Origin of the sequence: Altericista sp. CCNU0014 (genome assembly GCF_044923475.1) — a bacterium.
Classification (GTDB): domain Bacteria; phylum Cyanobacteriota; class Cyanobacteriia; order Thermosynechococcales; family Thermosynechococcaceae; genus JAAURS01.
Genome location: NZ_CP137338.1, coordinates 5,275,475 through 5,289,476, shown reverse-complemented (window position 1 = coordinate 5,289,476; position 14,002 = coordinate 5,275,475). Strand labels below are relative to the sequence as shown.

The 14,002-nt window shown below is 55.6% G+C and carries 12 protein-coding genes; 6 read left to right on the top strand and 6 right to left on the bottom strand.

What is annotated here, in order from left to right; all coding sequences use genetic code 11:
* Nucleotides 1-5 precede the first annotated feature (5 nt).
* Nucleotides 6-587 carry an Npun_F5749 family FMN-dependent PPOX-type flavoprotein gene (locus R6H26_RS25220; RefSeq protein ID WP_404786507.1) on the top strand — a complete coding sequence of 194 codons (582 nt, stop codon included), beginning with the start codon at nt 6-8 and terminating at the stop codon, nt 585-587.
* Between the two features lie 77 nt (nt 588-664).
* Here the strand turns inward: R6H26_RS25220 and secA are convergent, their stop codons facing one another.
* The 4 genes from secA to psbD all read right to left on the bottom strand — a co-directional run bounded on the left by secA (nt 665) and on the right by psbD (nt 6,428).
* Nucleotides 665-3,451: a preprotein translocase subunit SecA gene (gene secA, locus R6H26_RS25215; protein ID WP_404786506.1), complete on the bottom strand. Its 2,787-nt coding sequence runs from the start codon at nt 3,449-3,451 to the stop codon at nt 665-667.
* Between the two features lie 172 nt (nt 3,452-3,623).
* The gene (locus tag R6H26_RS25210) at nt 3,624-3,812 is read right to left on the bottom strand and encodes a PCP reductase family protein (protein ID WP_404786504.1); all 189 of its coding nucleotides are present in this window, start codon (nt 3,810-3,812) and stop codon (nt 3,624-3,626) included.
* A gap of 191 nt (nt 3,813-4,003) precedes the next feature.
* Entirely contained in the window at nt 4,004-5,389 is a 1,386-nt protein-coding gene (psbC, locus tag R6H26_RS25205; protein ID WP_404786503.1) for a photosystem II reaction center protein CP43, read from the bottom strand.
* Nucleotides 5,373-6,428, bottom strand: a complete 1,056-nt coding sequence (gene psbD, locus R6H26_RS25200) for a photosystem II D2 protein (photosystem q(a) protein) (protein WP_404786501.1) — start codon at nt 6,426-6,428, stop codon at nt 5,373-5,375. The genes psbC and psbD overlap by 17 nt, the downstream gene beginning before the upstream one ends.
* Nucleotides 6,429-7,104: 676 nt before the next feature.
* Between psbD and R6H26_RS25195 the strand changes: the two genes are divergently transcribed.
* From R6H26_RS25195 to R6H26_RS25175, 5 genes are all read left to right on the top strand, one after another.
* The gene (locus tag R6H26_RS25195) at nt 7,105-7,668 is read left to right on the top strand and encodes a photosystem I assembly protein Ycf4 (RefSeq protein ID WP_404786499.1); all 564 of its coding nucleotides are present in this window, start codon (nt 7,105-7,107) and stop codon (nt 7,666-7,668) included.
* A gap of 34 nt (nt 7,669-7,702) precedes the next feature.
* Complete coding sequence (locus tag R6H26_RS25190; protein ID WP_404786498.1) at nt 7,703-8,482, top strand: peptidylprolyl isomerase; 780 nt, start codon at nt 7,703-7,705, stop codon at nt 8,480-8,482.
* A 14-nt stretch (nt 8,483-8,496) separates the two neighbouring features.
* Complete coding sequence (locus tag R6H26_RS25185) at nt 8,497-9,684, top strand: beta-ketoacyl-ACP synthase (protein ID WP_404786496.1); 1,188 nt, start codon at nt 8,497-8,499, stop codon at nt 9,682-9,684.
* 133 nt (nt 9,685-9,817) lie between these two features.
* Nucleotides 9,818-10,888 (top strand): hypothetical protein, encoded by a 1,071-nt coding sequence (locus R6H26_RS25180; protein ID WP_404786494.1) that lies wholly within the window; start codon nt 9,818-9,820, stop codon nt 10,886-10,888.
* 107 nt (nt 10,889-10,995) lie between these two features.
* Complete coding sequence (locus tag R6H26_RS25175; protein ID WP_404786493.1) at nt 10,996-11,574, top strand: TIGR04376 family protein; 579 nt, start codon at nt 10,996-10,998, stop codon at nt 11,572-11,574.
* A gap of 41 nt (nt 11,575-11,615) precedes the next feature.
* Here R6H26_RS25175 and R6H26_RS25170 read toward each other — a convergent pair whose 3' ends face one another.
* Together R6H26_RS25170 and hisS are read right to left on the bottom strand one after the other, a co-directional pair.
* Nucleotides 11,616-12,470 (bottom strand): hypothetical protein, encoded by an 855-nt coding sequence (locus R6H26_RS25170; RefSeq protein WP_404786491.1) that lies wholly within the window; start codon nt 12,468-12,470, stop codon nt 11,616-11,618.
* A gap of 173 nt (nt 12,471-12,643) precedes the next feature.
* Nucleotides 12,644-13,936, bottom strand: a complete 1,293-nt coding sequence (gene hisS / locus R6H26_RS25165) for a histidine--tRNA ligase (protein WP_404786489.1) — start codon at nt 13,934-13,936, stop codon at nt 12,644-12,646.
* Between the last annotated feature and the right edge of the window lie 66 nt (nt 13,937-14,002).

The following is a 14,002-nucleotide window of genomic DNA, read 5'->3' as shown; positions in this document are numbered from 1 at the left end:
ACCCTATGACGCTAGCGCCTTGGCGGCCCATTTTAGCGCGATCGCTTCACCGCAACCGCGCTCTGGCCCACGCGAAATACTTTCAGCTCGCTACGGTTCGCGCCAACGGGCGACCGGCCAATCGCACCGTGGTCTTTCGGGGTTTTTTGCCAGACAGAGATCGGATTGCGATCGTGACGGATCGGCGCAGCCAAAAAATTCCGCAGATCGAGCGCAATGTCTGGGCAGAAATCTGCTGGTATTTCCCAAAAACCCGCGAGCAGTTTCGCCTGGCTGGAACGATCGATATTATCGATGCCGCACACCCCAACGAGATCTGGCAGAAAGCTTTCCATCGGACTTGGCAAAACCTATCAGAAGCAGCCCGCGCTCAATTTTATGAGGTTGCCCCTGGTTTGCCCAGAGCGTCGGCCCAAAGGCCGCCAGAGCCTGACGCGGCGGCTGGCGACATTCCCGAACCCTTCCGGTTGCTCGTGTTTGAATCGCACGATGTGGACTACTTAAACTTGCAAACCCATCCCCACGAGCGCTGCCATTACTGGCTAGATCGATCCAGGCAGTGGCAAACGGAATGGCTTACCCCCTAAGCAATGCCTGGTTCGAGCCAACCGAACGCAACTCTTCAAAAATTCCCACCTCAGGAGGCGCGATCGCGCGGGTAACGCTAAGCCGATTCCTGAAGCTGAGGCTGGAACTGGAAGAGAGAGTACACCACATTTCGACGAATGGCCGTCATCATGTCCAGGAACGTCTCAAATCCTTCTTTCTTGTATTCCACCAGCGGGTCGAGCTGGCCGTAGCCCCGCAGCCCCACCGACTCGCGCAGCGCCTCCATTTGCTGAAGGTGTTCCCGCCAGAGCGTATCGATCTGCTGCAAAATGAAGAATCGCTCCGCATTCCGCATCAGGCCGGGGCGCAGTTGCTCGATTTGATCTTCTTTCTTTTCGTAGGCCGTCCGCACCTGCTCGTGCAGAAACATCTGCATTTCAGGCATTGAGAGTGCCGAAAAGTCTTCCGGTTGCAGATCGTCTAAGAGATACACAAACTCCTTAGACTTGGCGACCATGTCCTCTAGCTTCCATTCTTCTGGCGGCAGGTCGGGATTCACGTAAGCCTGCACGATGTCGTCCATCGTTTGCTCGGCATACTCGATCACGCGGTTTTTGAGATCCTGGCCTTCCAACACCCGTCGGCGCTCGGCATAAATGGCTCGCCGCTGGTTGTTCATCACTTCGTCGTACTCAAACACCTGCTTGCGGATGTCGTAGTAGTAGGTTTCAACTTTGCGCTGCGCGTTCTCTAAGCTGCGGGTTAAAATGCCAGACTCGATCGGCATATCTTCTTCCACGCGGAAGGCATTCATGAGTCCTGCCACGCGCTCGCCCCCAAAAATTCGCAAGAGGTTATCGTCTAGGCTCAGGAAAAAGCGGGTGCTGCCAGGGTCGCCCTGCCGTGCCGCCCGTCCCCGCAGTTGGTTGTCCACCCGGCGCGACTCGTGGCGCTCTGTCCCGATCACGTGCAGCCCACCCTGCCCCACGACATCGTTGTGCTCTTTGGTGGTGACGGCCTCGTACTCAGCCCGCACTCGGTTGTAGGCTTCTCGCAGCTTCAGCAGGACGGGGTCGTCAATGGGCGCTTTCTCTGCGGCGATCGCCAGCAATTCTTCCGCCTGAAGTTCTGGGAGACTTTGCTCCCCGTACTGCTTTACCGCCGCTCCCACCGCCGCTTTCAGTAGCGTCTCCGCTTCAGAAGAAAGCTCCGTCGGAAACACGTTCAAAGACGCTTTCCAGGTTTTCCGCAGCGTCCCGCTAGGCGCTGCAGCGCCTTCGCCAAACCCTTGAGCTGCTGGCTTCGTTTGAGGCATGCCAAACTCGATCACCCCCATCGGGTCGCCCGTTTCTGGCAGCACGATGCGAGGCATGAAGTATTCGCGCAACTTCAAGCGCGCCATATAGTCCGCATTCCCGCCCAAGATAATGTCCGTACCCCGCCCGGCCATGTTTGTCGAGATGGTCACTGCACCTTTGCGTCCCGCTTGGGCCACGATCTCAGACTCGCGCTCCACATTTTCAGGCTTGGCATTGAGGAGCTGGTGGGCGATATTCTTTTCCAACAACAGCCTAGACAGCACCTCTGACTTTTCAACGCTGGTCGTTCCCACCAACACGGGGCGACCCATTTCGTTCATCTCGGCGCATTCTTGAGCCACTGCGTTCCATTTGGCGTTTTCAGTCTTATACACTACATCCGGCAAGTCGTGACGCCTGTTAATGCGGTTGGTTGGCACCAGCGTCACTTCGAGCTTGTAAATTTTTTCGAACTCCGTTTCTTCCGTCTTTGCCGTCCCCGTCATCCCCGCCAGTTTGGGATACAGCAAAAATAAATTTTGGTAGGTAATGCTGGCTAAGGTCTGGGTTTCGTTCTGAATCTCAACCCGTTCCTTCGCCTCGATCGCCTGATGCAGCCCGTCGCTCCAACGGCGACCCGGCATGACCCGTCCCGTAAACTCGTCCACGATCACGATCTCGTCATCGCGGATAATGTAGTTGACATCTTTGATGAACAGCTCTTTAGCCTTAATTGCGTTAAAAATGTAGTGCGCCCAAGGATCTTCCGGATCGTACAGGTCGTCAACCTTCAAAAGCTGCTCTGCCAGCACAAACCCTTCATCGTTCAAAATCACATTCCGAGCCTTCTCGTCCACCTCGTAATGCTCTTCGGGCTGGAGCGCCAATGCAACTTCAGACGCTTCGATATATTTTTCTGTCGGGCGCTCTACTTGCCCAGAAATGATCAGCGGCGTCCGGGCTTCGTCGATCAGCACCGAGTCCACTTCATCGATCACGCAGTAATTGAAGGGACGCTGCACCACCTCTTCCATGGACGTCGCCATGTTGTCGCGCAGGTAATCAAACCCAATTTCGCTGTTGGTCGCGTAGGTAATGTCGCAGGCATAGTTTTTCTGACGCTCCATCGGCGTCATCGACTGCTGGATCAGCCCCACGCTCAAATCCAAAAAGCGGTGAATTTGTCCCATCCACTCCGCATCCCGGCGTGCTAGGTAGTCGTTCACCGTAATGACATGCACCCCTTTCCCAGACAATGCGTTGAGGTACGCCGGTAGCGTAGACACTAGGGTCTTACCTTCCCCGGTTTTCATCTCTGCAATTTGCCCGTCGTGCAGAATCATGCCGCCCAGCATCTGCACGTCAAAGTGGCGCAGGCCCAGAACCCGTCGAGAAGCTTCGCGAACCGCTGCAAACGCTTCCGGCAGCAAATCGTCCAGGGAAGCGCCTTTTTCTAAGCGCTGCTTGAACTCCCCAGTTTTTGCCTGAAGATCGCGATCGGAAAGCGCCTTGAAATCTTCTTCGAGAAGATTGATTTCAACAATGTCCGGCTGATATTTCTTGATCTTGCGCTTGTTCGGATCGCCCAATAACGTTTTCAGCATGGTTCAAAAAGTCAGATCTGGATTTCTATAAACTAAAAACTGCTGCTGGCGCGTTACCAATTGCCATGCAGCACGGGAAATTAACGAATGAATGTCAAGCGCTGTCCTACAATCCTACCACTTTCAAGATGGCTCAAGGATTCGAAGTGTTTGTCTGGGGCAAGCCCCTCGCCTATTGCCCCGCAGTCAGGCGCACCTGTTCGACGAGCTCCGGCGTGACCACAGCAATCTGAGACGCTCGTGCCATCTCTTCAATCCGTTGGCGCGCTTGAGATCGAGCAAAAAACGGAACATTTCTGAGTTTTGCCTCAGCTTCGGGCGTCCAGCTGAGTTCATCCGTGAGATGAAAGTCGTAAATCATTCTGCGTTCCCTCCTTCGAGATTGCGTTTCCCCCGACGGCCTGACCTAGGATTTTGCGCCATTGCCAACGATTGATTGTATTGAGGCAGACGAGGCTTAACTCTATCAAAGCACACTCAACAAATCTAACAAAAATGCTCCTGTCAAAGGACAGGAGCATTTTGAACTCATAACTAGGAAACAAACGTTAACTAGTCGAGGTTGGGCATCGAGAGCACTGCTTCTGTGTCTCGGTCGATTCCTTTCTCAAAGCCCGCCGCTGCTGCGCGAGCGCGCCCCGCATGCCAGAGGTGACCGATTAAGAAGAAAAATGCCAACACAAAGTGAGAACAAGCCAACCAAGCACGGGGAGAGACGTAGTTGACCGAGTTAATTTCGGTCGCGACGCCACCCACGGAGTTGAGCGAACCCAGCGGTGCGTGGGTCATGTACTCAGCCGCGCGGCGTGCTTGCCAAGGCTGGATGTCATTCTTGATTTTATTGAGGTCGAGACCGTTGGGACCCCGTAACGGCTCCAGCCACGGACCTTTAAAGTCCCAGAATCGCATGGTTTCACCGCCGAAGATGACTTCTCCCGTTGGAGAACGCATCAGGTACTTACCCAGACCTGTAGGACCTTGAGCGGAGGCAACGTTAGCACCCAAGCGTTGGTCGCGCACCAAGAAGGTGAACGCTTGAGATTGGGATGCTTCGGGACCTGTCGGTCCGTAAAACTCGCTAGGGTAAACGGTGTTGTTGTACCAAACCATACAGGAGGTGATAAAGCCCATTAAAGAGAGCGCACCTAAGCTGTAGGAAAGGTAAGCCTCACCCGACCAAATGAACGCGCGACGCGCCCAACCAAAGGGCTTGGTGAGAATGTGCCAAATCCCGCCGGAAATGCAGATCAGGCCGACCCAAATATGTCCGCCAACCACGTCTTCGAGGTTGTCTACGCTGACAATCCAGCCGTCGCCACCAAAGGGAGACTTGAGCAAGTAGCCAAAGATGACGGCAGGGTTGAGGGTAGGGTTCGTGATGACGCGAACGTCGCCGCCGCCCGGTGCCCAAGTGTCGTATAGGCCGCCAAAAAACATGGCCTTGAGAACGAGCAAGAACGCACCGCCGCCCAAAATGCAGAGGTGATACCCCAGAATAGAGGTCATCTTGTTCTTGTCTTTCCAGTCGTAGCCGAAGAAGCTGGAATATTCTTCAAGGGTGTCGGGACCGCGAAGGGCGTGATAAACGCCGCCTAGGCCCAGTACTGCCGATGAAATTAAATGCACGACGGCAACGACAAAGAAGGGAAAGGTGCTGATCACTTCGCCGCCAGCACCGACGCCCCAACCCAACGTTGCAACGTGGGGTAGGAGGATAAAGCCTTGTTCGTACATTGGCTTTTCAGGGGTGAAGTGAGCCACTTCAAAGAGGCACATGGCCCCGGCCCAAAACACGATCAAGCCAGCGTGGGCCACGTGGGCACCCAGCAGCTTACCAGACAAGTTAATCAGACGAGCGTTGCCAGACCACCAGGCAAATCCTGTAGATTGCTGGTCGCGGCCACCTGCCATCACTGAACTATTAGAGAGCGTTACCACGGGGAAGGACCTCCTCAGGGAATACAAAATGTTCGTGGGGTTGGTCTTGAGGAGCCATCCAAGCTCTCAGACCTTCGTTGAGGAGAATGTTCTTGGTGTAGAACGTCTCAAATTCAGGGTCCTCCGCTGCCCGGATCTCCTGGCTGATGAAGTCATAGGAGCGCAGGTTCAGCGCAATCCCAATAATCCCAATCGATGCCATCCACAATCCCGTCACTGGCACGAACAGCATGAAGAAGTGCAACCAGCGCTTGTTCGAAAACGCAATCCCGAAAATCTGAGACCAAAACCGATTGGCCGTCACCATCGAGTACGTCTCTTCCGACTGCGTCGGGGTGAACGCCGCAAAGGTGTTGGAATCTTCCCCATCTTCAAACAGCGTGTTCTCCACCGTCGCGCCGTGAATCGCGCACAGCAGCGCTCCACCGAGCACCCCTGCCACGCCCATCATGTGGAACGGATTGAGGGTGAAGTTATGGAACCCTTGAATAAACAAAATGAATCGGAAAATACCGGCCACCCCAAAGCTGGGGGCAAAGAACCAGCTCGATTGACCGAGCGGGTACATCAAAAACACCGAGACGAACACGGCAATCGGTGCAGAAAAGGCAATCGCGTTGTAAGGACGAATCCCCACCAAGCGCGCGATCTCAAACTGGCGCAGCATGAAGCCGATCAGGGCAAAGGCACCGTGAAAGGCGACAAACGGCCACAACCCACCGAGCTGGAACCAGCGGGTCAGGTTACCTTGAGCTTCAGGACCCCACAGCAGCAGGAGGGAGTGACCCATGGTGTCTGCGGGAGTAGAAACGGCAACAGTAATGAAGTTGGCTCCTTCGAGGTAGGAGCTGGCCAATCCGTGGGTGTACCACGAGGTGACGAAGGTGGTGCCGGTGAGCCAGCCGCCCAAGGCCATGAAGGCGCAGGGGAACAGCAGTAGCCCGGACCAGCCCACGAAGACGAAGCGATCGCGCTTGAGCCAGTCGTCGATGACGTCGAAGACGCCTCTCTCTGGCACGCGCCCCATTGCTATGGTCATGGAACTAAACCCTCTTGCTTCAAATAAAACGCTGCAAGGCTATCAATTAATTTTGATTCCATTAGGGATCTATCAAAAATGAGAGACCCTGGCAATCTAGATCCAACGGCTAGCAAAACCAAAAAGCCTTGAAAGCTTAATGAAATTCCAGAACGCCAATAGATCCTCTTCCTACTGTAAAGGCTACAGCGCCGCCTGGAAACGGTTTTCGAAAAGATAGGCATCGAAGCCTAGCAACTCTTCCCCGAACCCAAAAGCTAAATTTCTCAAAGGCAAATCCAGAGAGAATTTAGCCGAGCTGGACACGGAGCTTATTCGTGTCTCAGAGCTGTCTCAATATTTCAGTTACTTAATCATTAGATAACGGAATTCTTACGAAATATCAAGTTATGGGTGGCTTAACTCGGATCGAGGGTCTGCCTTTTTAAGGCTTGAATTTTGGAGGTCAAACCCTTTACGGTATCAATCCTAGACGCTTTGAGGCGGCGTCTCGCAAGAGCGACCTCCTCCATAAGGCTTAATGAATTCTTTAGGATTACAAAGAAATGTAAAGCGGTTTCTGAGTGAGAAGCGCGTCTTGGGGATGGGGGGCGCGCAATATTTTGCCGCATCTGCGGTGCTGGCTAACCTATACTCATACAAAAGAGACGTTTTGATATCAGCTCGAACTATCCCTATGACTGCTCAAGTTGCTCGAGATAAGACCGTTTTACGCTACGAGGTATTGGGTGCTAGGCGCTTCAGCAACTATTGGTGGGCCACCATTATTTCGATTGGGGGCGGCGGGTTTTTGCTGGCCAGTTTGTCTAGCTACCTCAAGATCGACGTTTTGCCGATTGGAAGTACGGTGGACCTTGTTTTTGTGCCCCAAGGTCTTGCCATGGGGTTTTATGGTGTGGCGGGCGTGTTGCTGGCTGCCTACCTTTGGCTGACGGTGCTTTGGGATGTGGGCGGCGGTTACAACGAATTCGATCGCGCATCGGGTCAGGCGAAGATTTTTCGCCGAGGCTATCCCGGCAAGAATCGTACGGTGGAGTTTACTTGCCGACTCAGCGATGTCCAAGCGGTGCGGGTTGCCATTCGAGAGGGATTAAACCCCAAACGAGCGCTCTACCTCAAAATTAAGGGTCGCGGAGATATTCCCCTGACGCGGGTGGGACAGCCTCTCCCCATCTCGCAGATTGAAGATCAGGCTGCAGAGATTGCGCGATTTGCGGGCGTGCCGATGGAAGGGCTGTAGGGTGCTGTTCCTGTTTCCAGAGTATTGTTTTTGAATGAGACGAATGTTGAGACCCACGATCGAATTTCTCTGTCGGCCTTTGATGGCGATCGCCCTGGTTGCGCTCTTAGCCTCTTGCGGCACGCCGACGGAGTCCACTTCTTCCGCTGCCGATACCGCAGCTACAATTACGACCGCTTCGGTTGCGCCAGTGTTGGGGTCGGCAAGTCCCATTGCGGCATCGACCGCCTCGCTACCCAAGCTCAATGGCAAAGCGACGGTCGTCTTAACCGTGAAAGGAAAACCCATTACCATTGAAGTCAACGGAACCGACGCGCCGATTACGGCTGGGAACTTTGTCGATCTCGCGAAACGAGGCTTTTATGACGGGACTGCCTTTCACCGAGTGGTTCCCGGGTTTGTGGCCCAAGGTGGCGATCCTTACAGCAAGCTCGAAAATCCCCCTGGCCCAGTGGGGACGGGCGGGTTTGTCGATCCCAAAACCAAGCGGCCCCGAGACATTCCGTTAGAGATTTGGGCTCAGGGGGCTAGCGCGCCCACCTACAGCAAAACCCTTAAGTCCGCTGGCGTTACGCAGCCACCCAAGCTAAGACATGCACGAGGTGCTGTGGCGATGGCCCGATCTGCGGCGGAAGACTCGGCATCCAGTCAGTTTTACATTGCTCTGGATAATGGGGGTACGGCCAATTTGGATGGCGATTATGCCGTGTTTGGCATCGTTAAAAGCGGTATGGAGACGGTGGACCAGATCGAGCAGGGCGATCGGATCGAGACGGCCAAGGTAACTCAGGGATTGGCAAATCTAAAACCGTAAACAGGTTGGCTTCCTTGGGGCAAACGATAGCGACGGACGTATGGGTGACGGGCATGAGTCTGTGTTCCGCGTTAGGCCCAACGCTGGCTCAGAGCTGGCAAATGCTGCTTCGGGGAACTTGCGGGCTGAACGCCCAAACGCCCTATAAGGACTTACCATCCTACTATCTCGGTACGATTGCTGGCGGTCCCGCGACGCTGACGCCCCTTCTGGAACGCGCCCTTCGAGATGTCATGGCCGATGCTCGCCTCCCAGAGGCTGAGGGCGATCGCCGAACGAGTGCCCGGTGGGGTTTTGCCATCGGCTCCAGTCGCGGCTACCAGGCCGATCTGGAACTGCTCATGGGAGAGCACCAAGGCAATGCCAGCGACGGCGATGCCCGATGGCTTCACCTGTACGGTCGATCTCCTGCCGTTGAGGCTGCCCGGCAGCTTCAGCGTTCTGGGCCGGTTTTGTCGCCTCGGGCCGCCTGCGCGACTGGAATTTGGGCGATCGCCCAGGGTATAGAACTGATTCGATCGGGTCAGTGCGATGTCGTCATTGCGGGCGCTGCCGAAGCACCCATTACGCCCCTGACGCTGGCGGGGTTTCAAAACATGGGAGCCTTAGCCAAAACAGGCGCCTTCCCCTTCGACCGCCGCAGAACGGGATTTGTATTGGGGGAAGGTGCCGCGCTGCTCGTGCTAGAGCGCCGCGATCGCGCCGAACGGCGGGGAGCAATTCCCTACGGACGAGTCTTAGGGTTCGGCCTGACCAACGATGCTTACCATTGCAGCGCCCCCGCCCCCGATCGGATCGCAGGATTATCAGCCGTTCGGGACTGCCTCGCCCGCAGCGATCTTCGCCCCGCTCAAGTGGGTTACATTCACGCCCACGGCACTGGAACTGCCCTGAACGACGAACGGGAAGCGGCCATGATTCGAGAGCTGTTTCCGCTTGCCACGACTGCCGTCAGCTCGACCAAGGGCGCGACGGGCCATACCCTAGGCGCATCCGGTGCCTTGGGTTCGGTATTTTGTCTCATGGCACTGTACGAACAGATCCTGCCGCCCTGCGTTGGTTTAGTGCAGCCCGCTTACAATCTCGACTGGGTTCTGCAGGCGCGGCCCGCTGCTCTGGATGCCGCGCTATGCCTCAGCTTTGGCTTTGGCGGACAAAATGCGGCGATCGCCTTTGCCCGCAGCCCAGATCGATACAGTTGAATCGAGCCAGCCAACCCCCTTCGTACACCCATGCAACTTTTGTCGCTTTTTGGTGAATACTACAAGCGGGGGTCATGTAACCTACTTAAAGACCAACAAAATTTGTTCACTAAGTTCGTTCGTTGAGTCAATTATGTCTGAGAATTTTGGTGTTAGTCCTGGCTTCGAACCATCGCCGACCCGACGTGGGGGGAGTTCTTACACAGATTTAATTGAAGATTGCGCCGCTCAACTCATGGACGAGCTATTTCAAGATCTGGACTGCGACAGCGAACCATCAAAACGGCAATCCCTACCTTCAACACCTTCGCCTCTGACCTTTTCCTCGGCAGCCAGCCAGCTCGCCCTTGCGGTAAAAACCGACGAGCTTCAGGATAATCTTTTCGTTCCCTACGTAGAAATGGATGCCATTCTGGAGCCATTCTACGAGACCGATCCGGTCCCAACCTCCAGCACTAAAAATGACAGCCAACCGCATCGGTCCTCCTTGCTACTCGGACTGGCTTGGGGTTCGTTTCTGGGTTCGTTAGGACTTTTGGTCTTTACGCAATTCAATGCGTCGCTACGGCCTCCCGCTGCAGTACAGGCTGCTGTCCCGGTCTTGGCTGCCGCGCAGCCTCAAGATATTGCGTTTGCTGCCGAATTAATCGAGTCCCTTCAACTAGCAGAAAACTCGCTCTCCCCCACCCCTCTCGCTCCACCTATTGCCACGACGCCCCTGCCTGCCTTTGCTCCGGCTTCGCAAGCGACGGGAGTTACCCCTGTAGCCCTTCCCCCCACAACCCCACCCCCTTTAAAGGCAGCTAGCATAGGCCGCAAAACGCCAGCGGTACCTGCGGTTAAGCTCCATCCGTCCAGAACCGTCGCTCTCGCAACCCTCTCCAACCGCCTCCCCGTCTTGAGCAGCGGCAACCCAACTCAGGCCGCACCTGCTGTCTTGACCCCTCCTAATTTGCCGCCAAGCCTCGCGCCTCAACCCTTACCGATGGGTCGTCAGGCCAAGGCAGGCGTGACCGTTCAGGGCATTTTAGACTTGGGTGACAAGTCAGCCATGCTCATCTCTCGCAATGGCTCGACGCAAAACGTTCGCCCTGGCGAAGTGCTCGACGCAACGGGTTGGGTTTTTGTTCGGGTTGAAAACGGACAAGCGATCCTCCAGCGCGGTAACGAAACTCGCTCCGTGAGCGGAGGGGAACAATTTTGATCCTCCATTAGAATTAAGATATTGCGCCAAGGCAGTTTGACGCGGGCGACCGCGCTGCTTGGGGTCGCCTGATGTTCCCACTAAGAAGCTCTCCCCCGGTAAACAGCATGGGCGTATTTGAGGACATGAGTCGCTTGCTAGAGGAGCGACTGGACGAATTTCTAAAGACGCATCCCGGTCTAGAACTTCAGGTTTTAGAAGACCAGCTGCGCGAACAAGAGGCAGAGGTTCAAAAAAATCTCCGCCAGCTTGCTGCCGAGGAACAGGAAGCTCAGCAAAATATCCTCAAGACCGCTGAGGAGGTCCAGCGCTGGCACGGGCGGATTGCCAAGGCAGAGCAAGCCAAACGACCCGACCTCGCCCAAGCGGCGCGAGAGCGGGAGGCTGCTTTTCTAAGGCAGGGCAATCAGCAGTGGGCGCAAATGTCTTTAGCCCAGCAGCAGATTCAACAATACAAAGCTCTGGCCGAGCAGGTTCAAAGCCGCCGTCAAGACGTACGGGCTAAAATTCGCCAGCAGGCTCAAAGCAAAGTTCCCCAAACCCCCCCAACGCCTCAGGCTTGGCAAGAAACCGCAACCCGACCCGACAAAAACTTCTTTGAAGCGCCAGATCCCCTAGAAGCCAGGTTCAAGGAGTTGGAAATGGAGCAAGAGCTGGACGCGCTCAAGCGCCAAATGGGGAAATGAGCGCGCTGGATTGCCGTTGCCCGGCAACGGCAATCCTTAAATTATCTGGCCTTCAGCAGTTCGCGAGAAGACAGCGACGCTTGCGCGAGGATATCGAGCGTCTTTAAGAACCGTTGGCGTCGGGCCAACGGCTCGAATGCCCTGTAAGCGGCCTGACGATCCGTCGATTTAGCAACGCGGCGCAAAAAGCTCAAGGTGGGTTCTACGGTTGCGGTAGGTATGGCGGGGGCTGATTCCACTAGACTATTTCCGCGCAAATCGACGCTCAGTAGGAAGGGGGGAAGCTCGGGACTCTCAGCTTCGTCCGTCGAATTTTGAGGGATGTAAATGACAGGCGGTAGGCACAGGGGCTCGGATAGGCGCAGCGGGAGCGGGGCGAGCTCTTTGGGAATAAAAGGTAGGCGCACGACTGGTCCCGCTTTCTGAGTCGGCGCAGGGGCAATTGCGACCTGCCTGTCTGCGGGATTTCCTGCAGCAGATTCCGTCGGTAGGGTCTCGGCAAGAGATGGCTCGAGACCAGCCCAATCCGAGAGCAGCTCGAAATCCTGAGCCAAGACCTGGAGGAAAAGCTTTTGCGAAGCTGCGCGTTCTTGCTGCGCTTGCGACTCAGCCACCCGACACTGAAGTTCCCACAAACCGGGCGGCAGGTAGGTGAGCGGAAACAACTCCAATAGCCCTTGGGAATCGGTGTGTTGGCGCCTGCGCTGGGTCACTTCTTGGGGTACGCCCTCTAGCTCGTACTCATGGCGAATCTGGATCTCAACCTGGGCCGAGGGGCGATCGCCCTTGGCCATTAAGTTGTAGCGCCCTTCTAAAATTTCAACGTTGGGAGATTCTAACGGAAGCCAGTCTCGATCTCCCTCTTTTTGAATCAGAAATTGCCACTGGGTCATCATTCGATCTACTCACTCCACACACTTAGATGATGAACGCAAAGAACGTTCGGGCATCGCTGCTCTTGCGCGCGTTCCTATCCTTACCCTGCTTCTCACTTAAAAGCAAGTTAGATTCTTTTTTAGCCGTTAATCGACCGTTTTAGGGAAGGAGGCGGCTGAATCTTGGTTGTACTTTATATCCTTTTGGCTGGTTTAGAAAGCATAATTTTCTCTTGAAGTAGAGAAATTTGCTCGAATAGCTCGAATTGCCTTAAGGTTGCCTGTTCTCCAGAGGCGAGCCACTTGAGCTGCACGGTCGCATTAACCGCTTCTTCTTCGCCCAGGATGAGGCTTAACGGGGCACCGCTGCGGTCTGCCCGCTTGAGCTGTTTGCCAAAGGCGCTGCCGCTCAAGTCGACTTCAACGGCAAGTCCTGCCTGCCGCAGACGCTGGGCTATCTCTAGGGCTTGGGCTTCGGCATCGGCCCCCCGGGCGGCACAGTAGATATCTGCACCTGCTGGGAGGGACTCTGACTGCTGCTGCATCGTGAGGACGAGTCGCTCTAGGCCAATGGCCCAGCCTACGGCAGGCGTATCGGGTCCGCCTAGTTCGGAAATGAGTCCGTCGTAGCGCCCGCCGCCGCAGACGGTACTCTGCGCCCCCAAGGCATCGACCTTAAACTCAAAGGCAGTATGGGTATAGTAGTCCAGGCCCCTCACCAAGCAGGGGTCGATCGCAAAGGGGATCTTCAGCCGCTGTAATAAATCTCGCACTCTTTCAAAGTGAGCCGAAGAGGGTGCGCTGAGATAATCCAAGATGCTAGGGGCACCCTTGGCGATCGCCAATGTTTTTTCGTCCTTGCTGTCTAGAATCCGCAGGGGATTGCGCGTCAGCCGATCTTTGGAATCCGCATCTAACTCGTTCGCGTAGGGCTGCAGGTAGGCTACGAGAGCATCGCGATAGTGCTGGCGATCTGCTTTCGTCCCGATAGAGTTCAGGCTCAAGGTCCAATCCTGGATGCCTACGGCCCGCAGTATGTCGGCAGCGAGGGCGATCGCTTCGACATCCGCTCTCGGGTCGGCGCTGCCGATCGCCTCTACCCCAAGCTGGTGGAACTGCCGCTGGCGACCCGCTTGGGGACGCTCGTAGCGAAACATCGGTCCGACATACCAAAGGCGCTGGACGCCGCCCTGGGCGTGCAGCTTGTGTTCGATGTAAGCCCGTACCGCTCCAGCGGTGCCCTCGGGCCGAAGGGTCACGGAGCGATCGCCCCGATCCAGGAAGGTATACATTTCCTTGCCCACGACATCCGTGGCCTCCCCGATCCCCCGCTCGAACAAGTCGGTTTGCTCGAAAATCGGGGTGCGCAGTTCGCGATAGGCCGCGCGATGGAGCAGGTCGCGGGCAGTCGCTTCAATCTGCTGCCAATACGCAACTTCATCGGGAAGAATATCCCGAGTTCCACGGGATGCTTGAATTAAACCCATACGCGCAAATCAGTTCGTTAACAATCAGTTTTGAGATGCAAGCAGCGCGATCGCGGTTCCTGCTGC

What these genes read in the sequence shown, in the direction of transcription:
- psbD (WP_404786501.1), bottom strand. Translation starts at nt 6,428, where the DNA reads ATGACCATAGCAATGGGGCGCGTGCCAGAGAGAGGCGTCTTCGACGTC.
- R6H26_RS25195 (WP_404786499.1), top strand. Translation starts at nt 7,105, where the DNA reads ATGACTGCTCAAGTTGCTCGAGATAAGACCGTTTTACGCTACGAGGTA.
- R6H26_RS25175 (WP_404786493.1), top strand. Translation starts at nt 10,996, where the DNA reads ATGGGCGTATTTGAGGACATGAGTCGCTTGCTAGAGGAGCGACTGGAC.
- hisS (WP_404786489.1), bottom strand. Translation starts at nt 13,936, where the DNA reads ATGGGTTTAATTCAAGCATCCCGTGGAACTCGGGATATTCTTCCCGAT.
- R6H26_RS25190 (WP_404786498.1), top strand. Translation starts at nt 7,703, where the DNA reads ATGAGACGAATGTTGAGACCCACGATCGAATTTCTCTGTCGGCCTTTG.
- secA (WP_404786506.1), bottom strand. Translation starts at nt 3,451, where the DNA reads ATGCTGAAAACGTTATTGGGCGATCCGAACAAGCGCAAGATCAAGAAA.
- R6H26_RS25220 (WP_404786507.1), top strand. Translation starts at nt 6, where the DNA reads ATGACGCTAGCGCCTTGGCGGCCCATTTTAGCGCGATCGCTTCACCGC.
- R6H26_RS25210 (WP_404786504.1), bottom strand. Translation starts at nt 3,812, where the DNA reads ATGATTTACGACTTTCATCTCACGGATGAACTCAGCTGGACGCCCGAA.
- R6H26_RS25180 (WP_404786494.1), top strand. Translation starts at nt 9,818, where the DNA reads ATGTCTGAGAATTTTGGTGTTAGTCCTGGCTTCGAACCATCGCCGACC.
- R6H26_RS25170 (WP_404786491.1), bottom strand. Translation starts at nt 12,470, where the DNA reads ATGATGACCCAGTGGCAATTTCTGATTCAAAAAGAGGGAGATCGAGAC.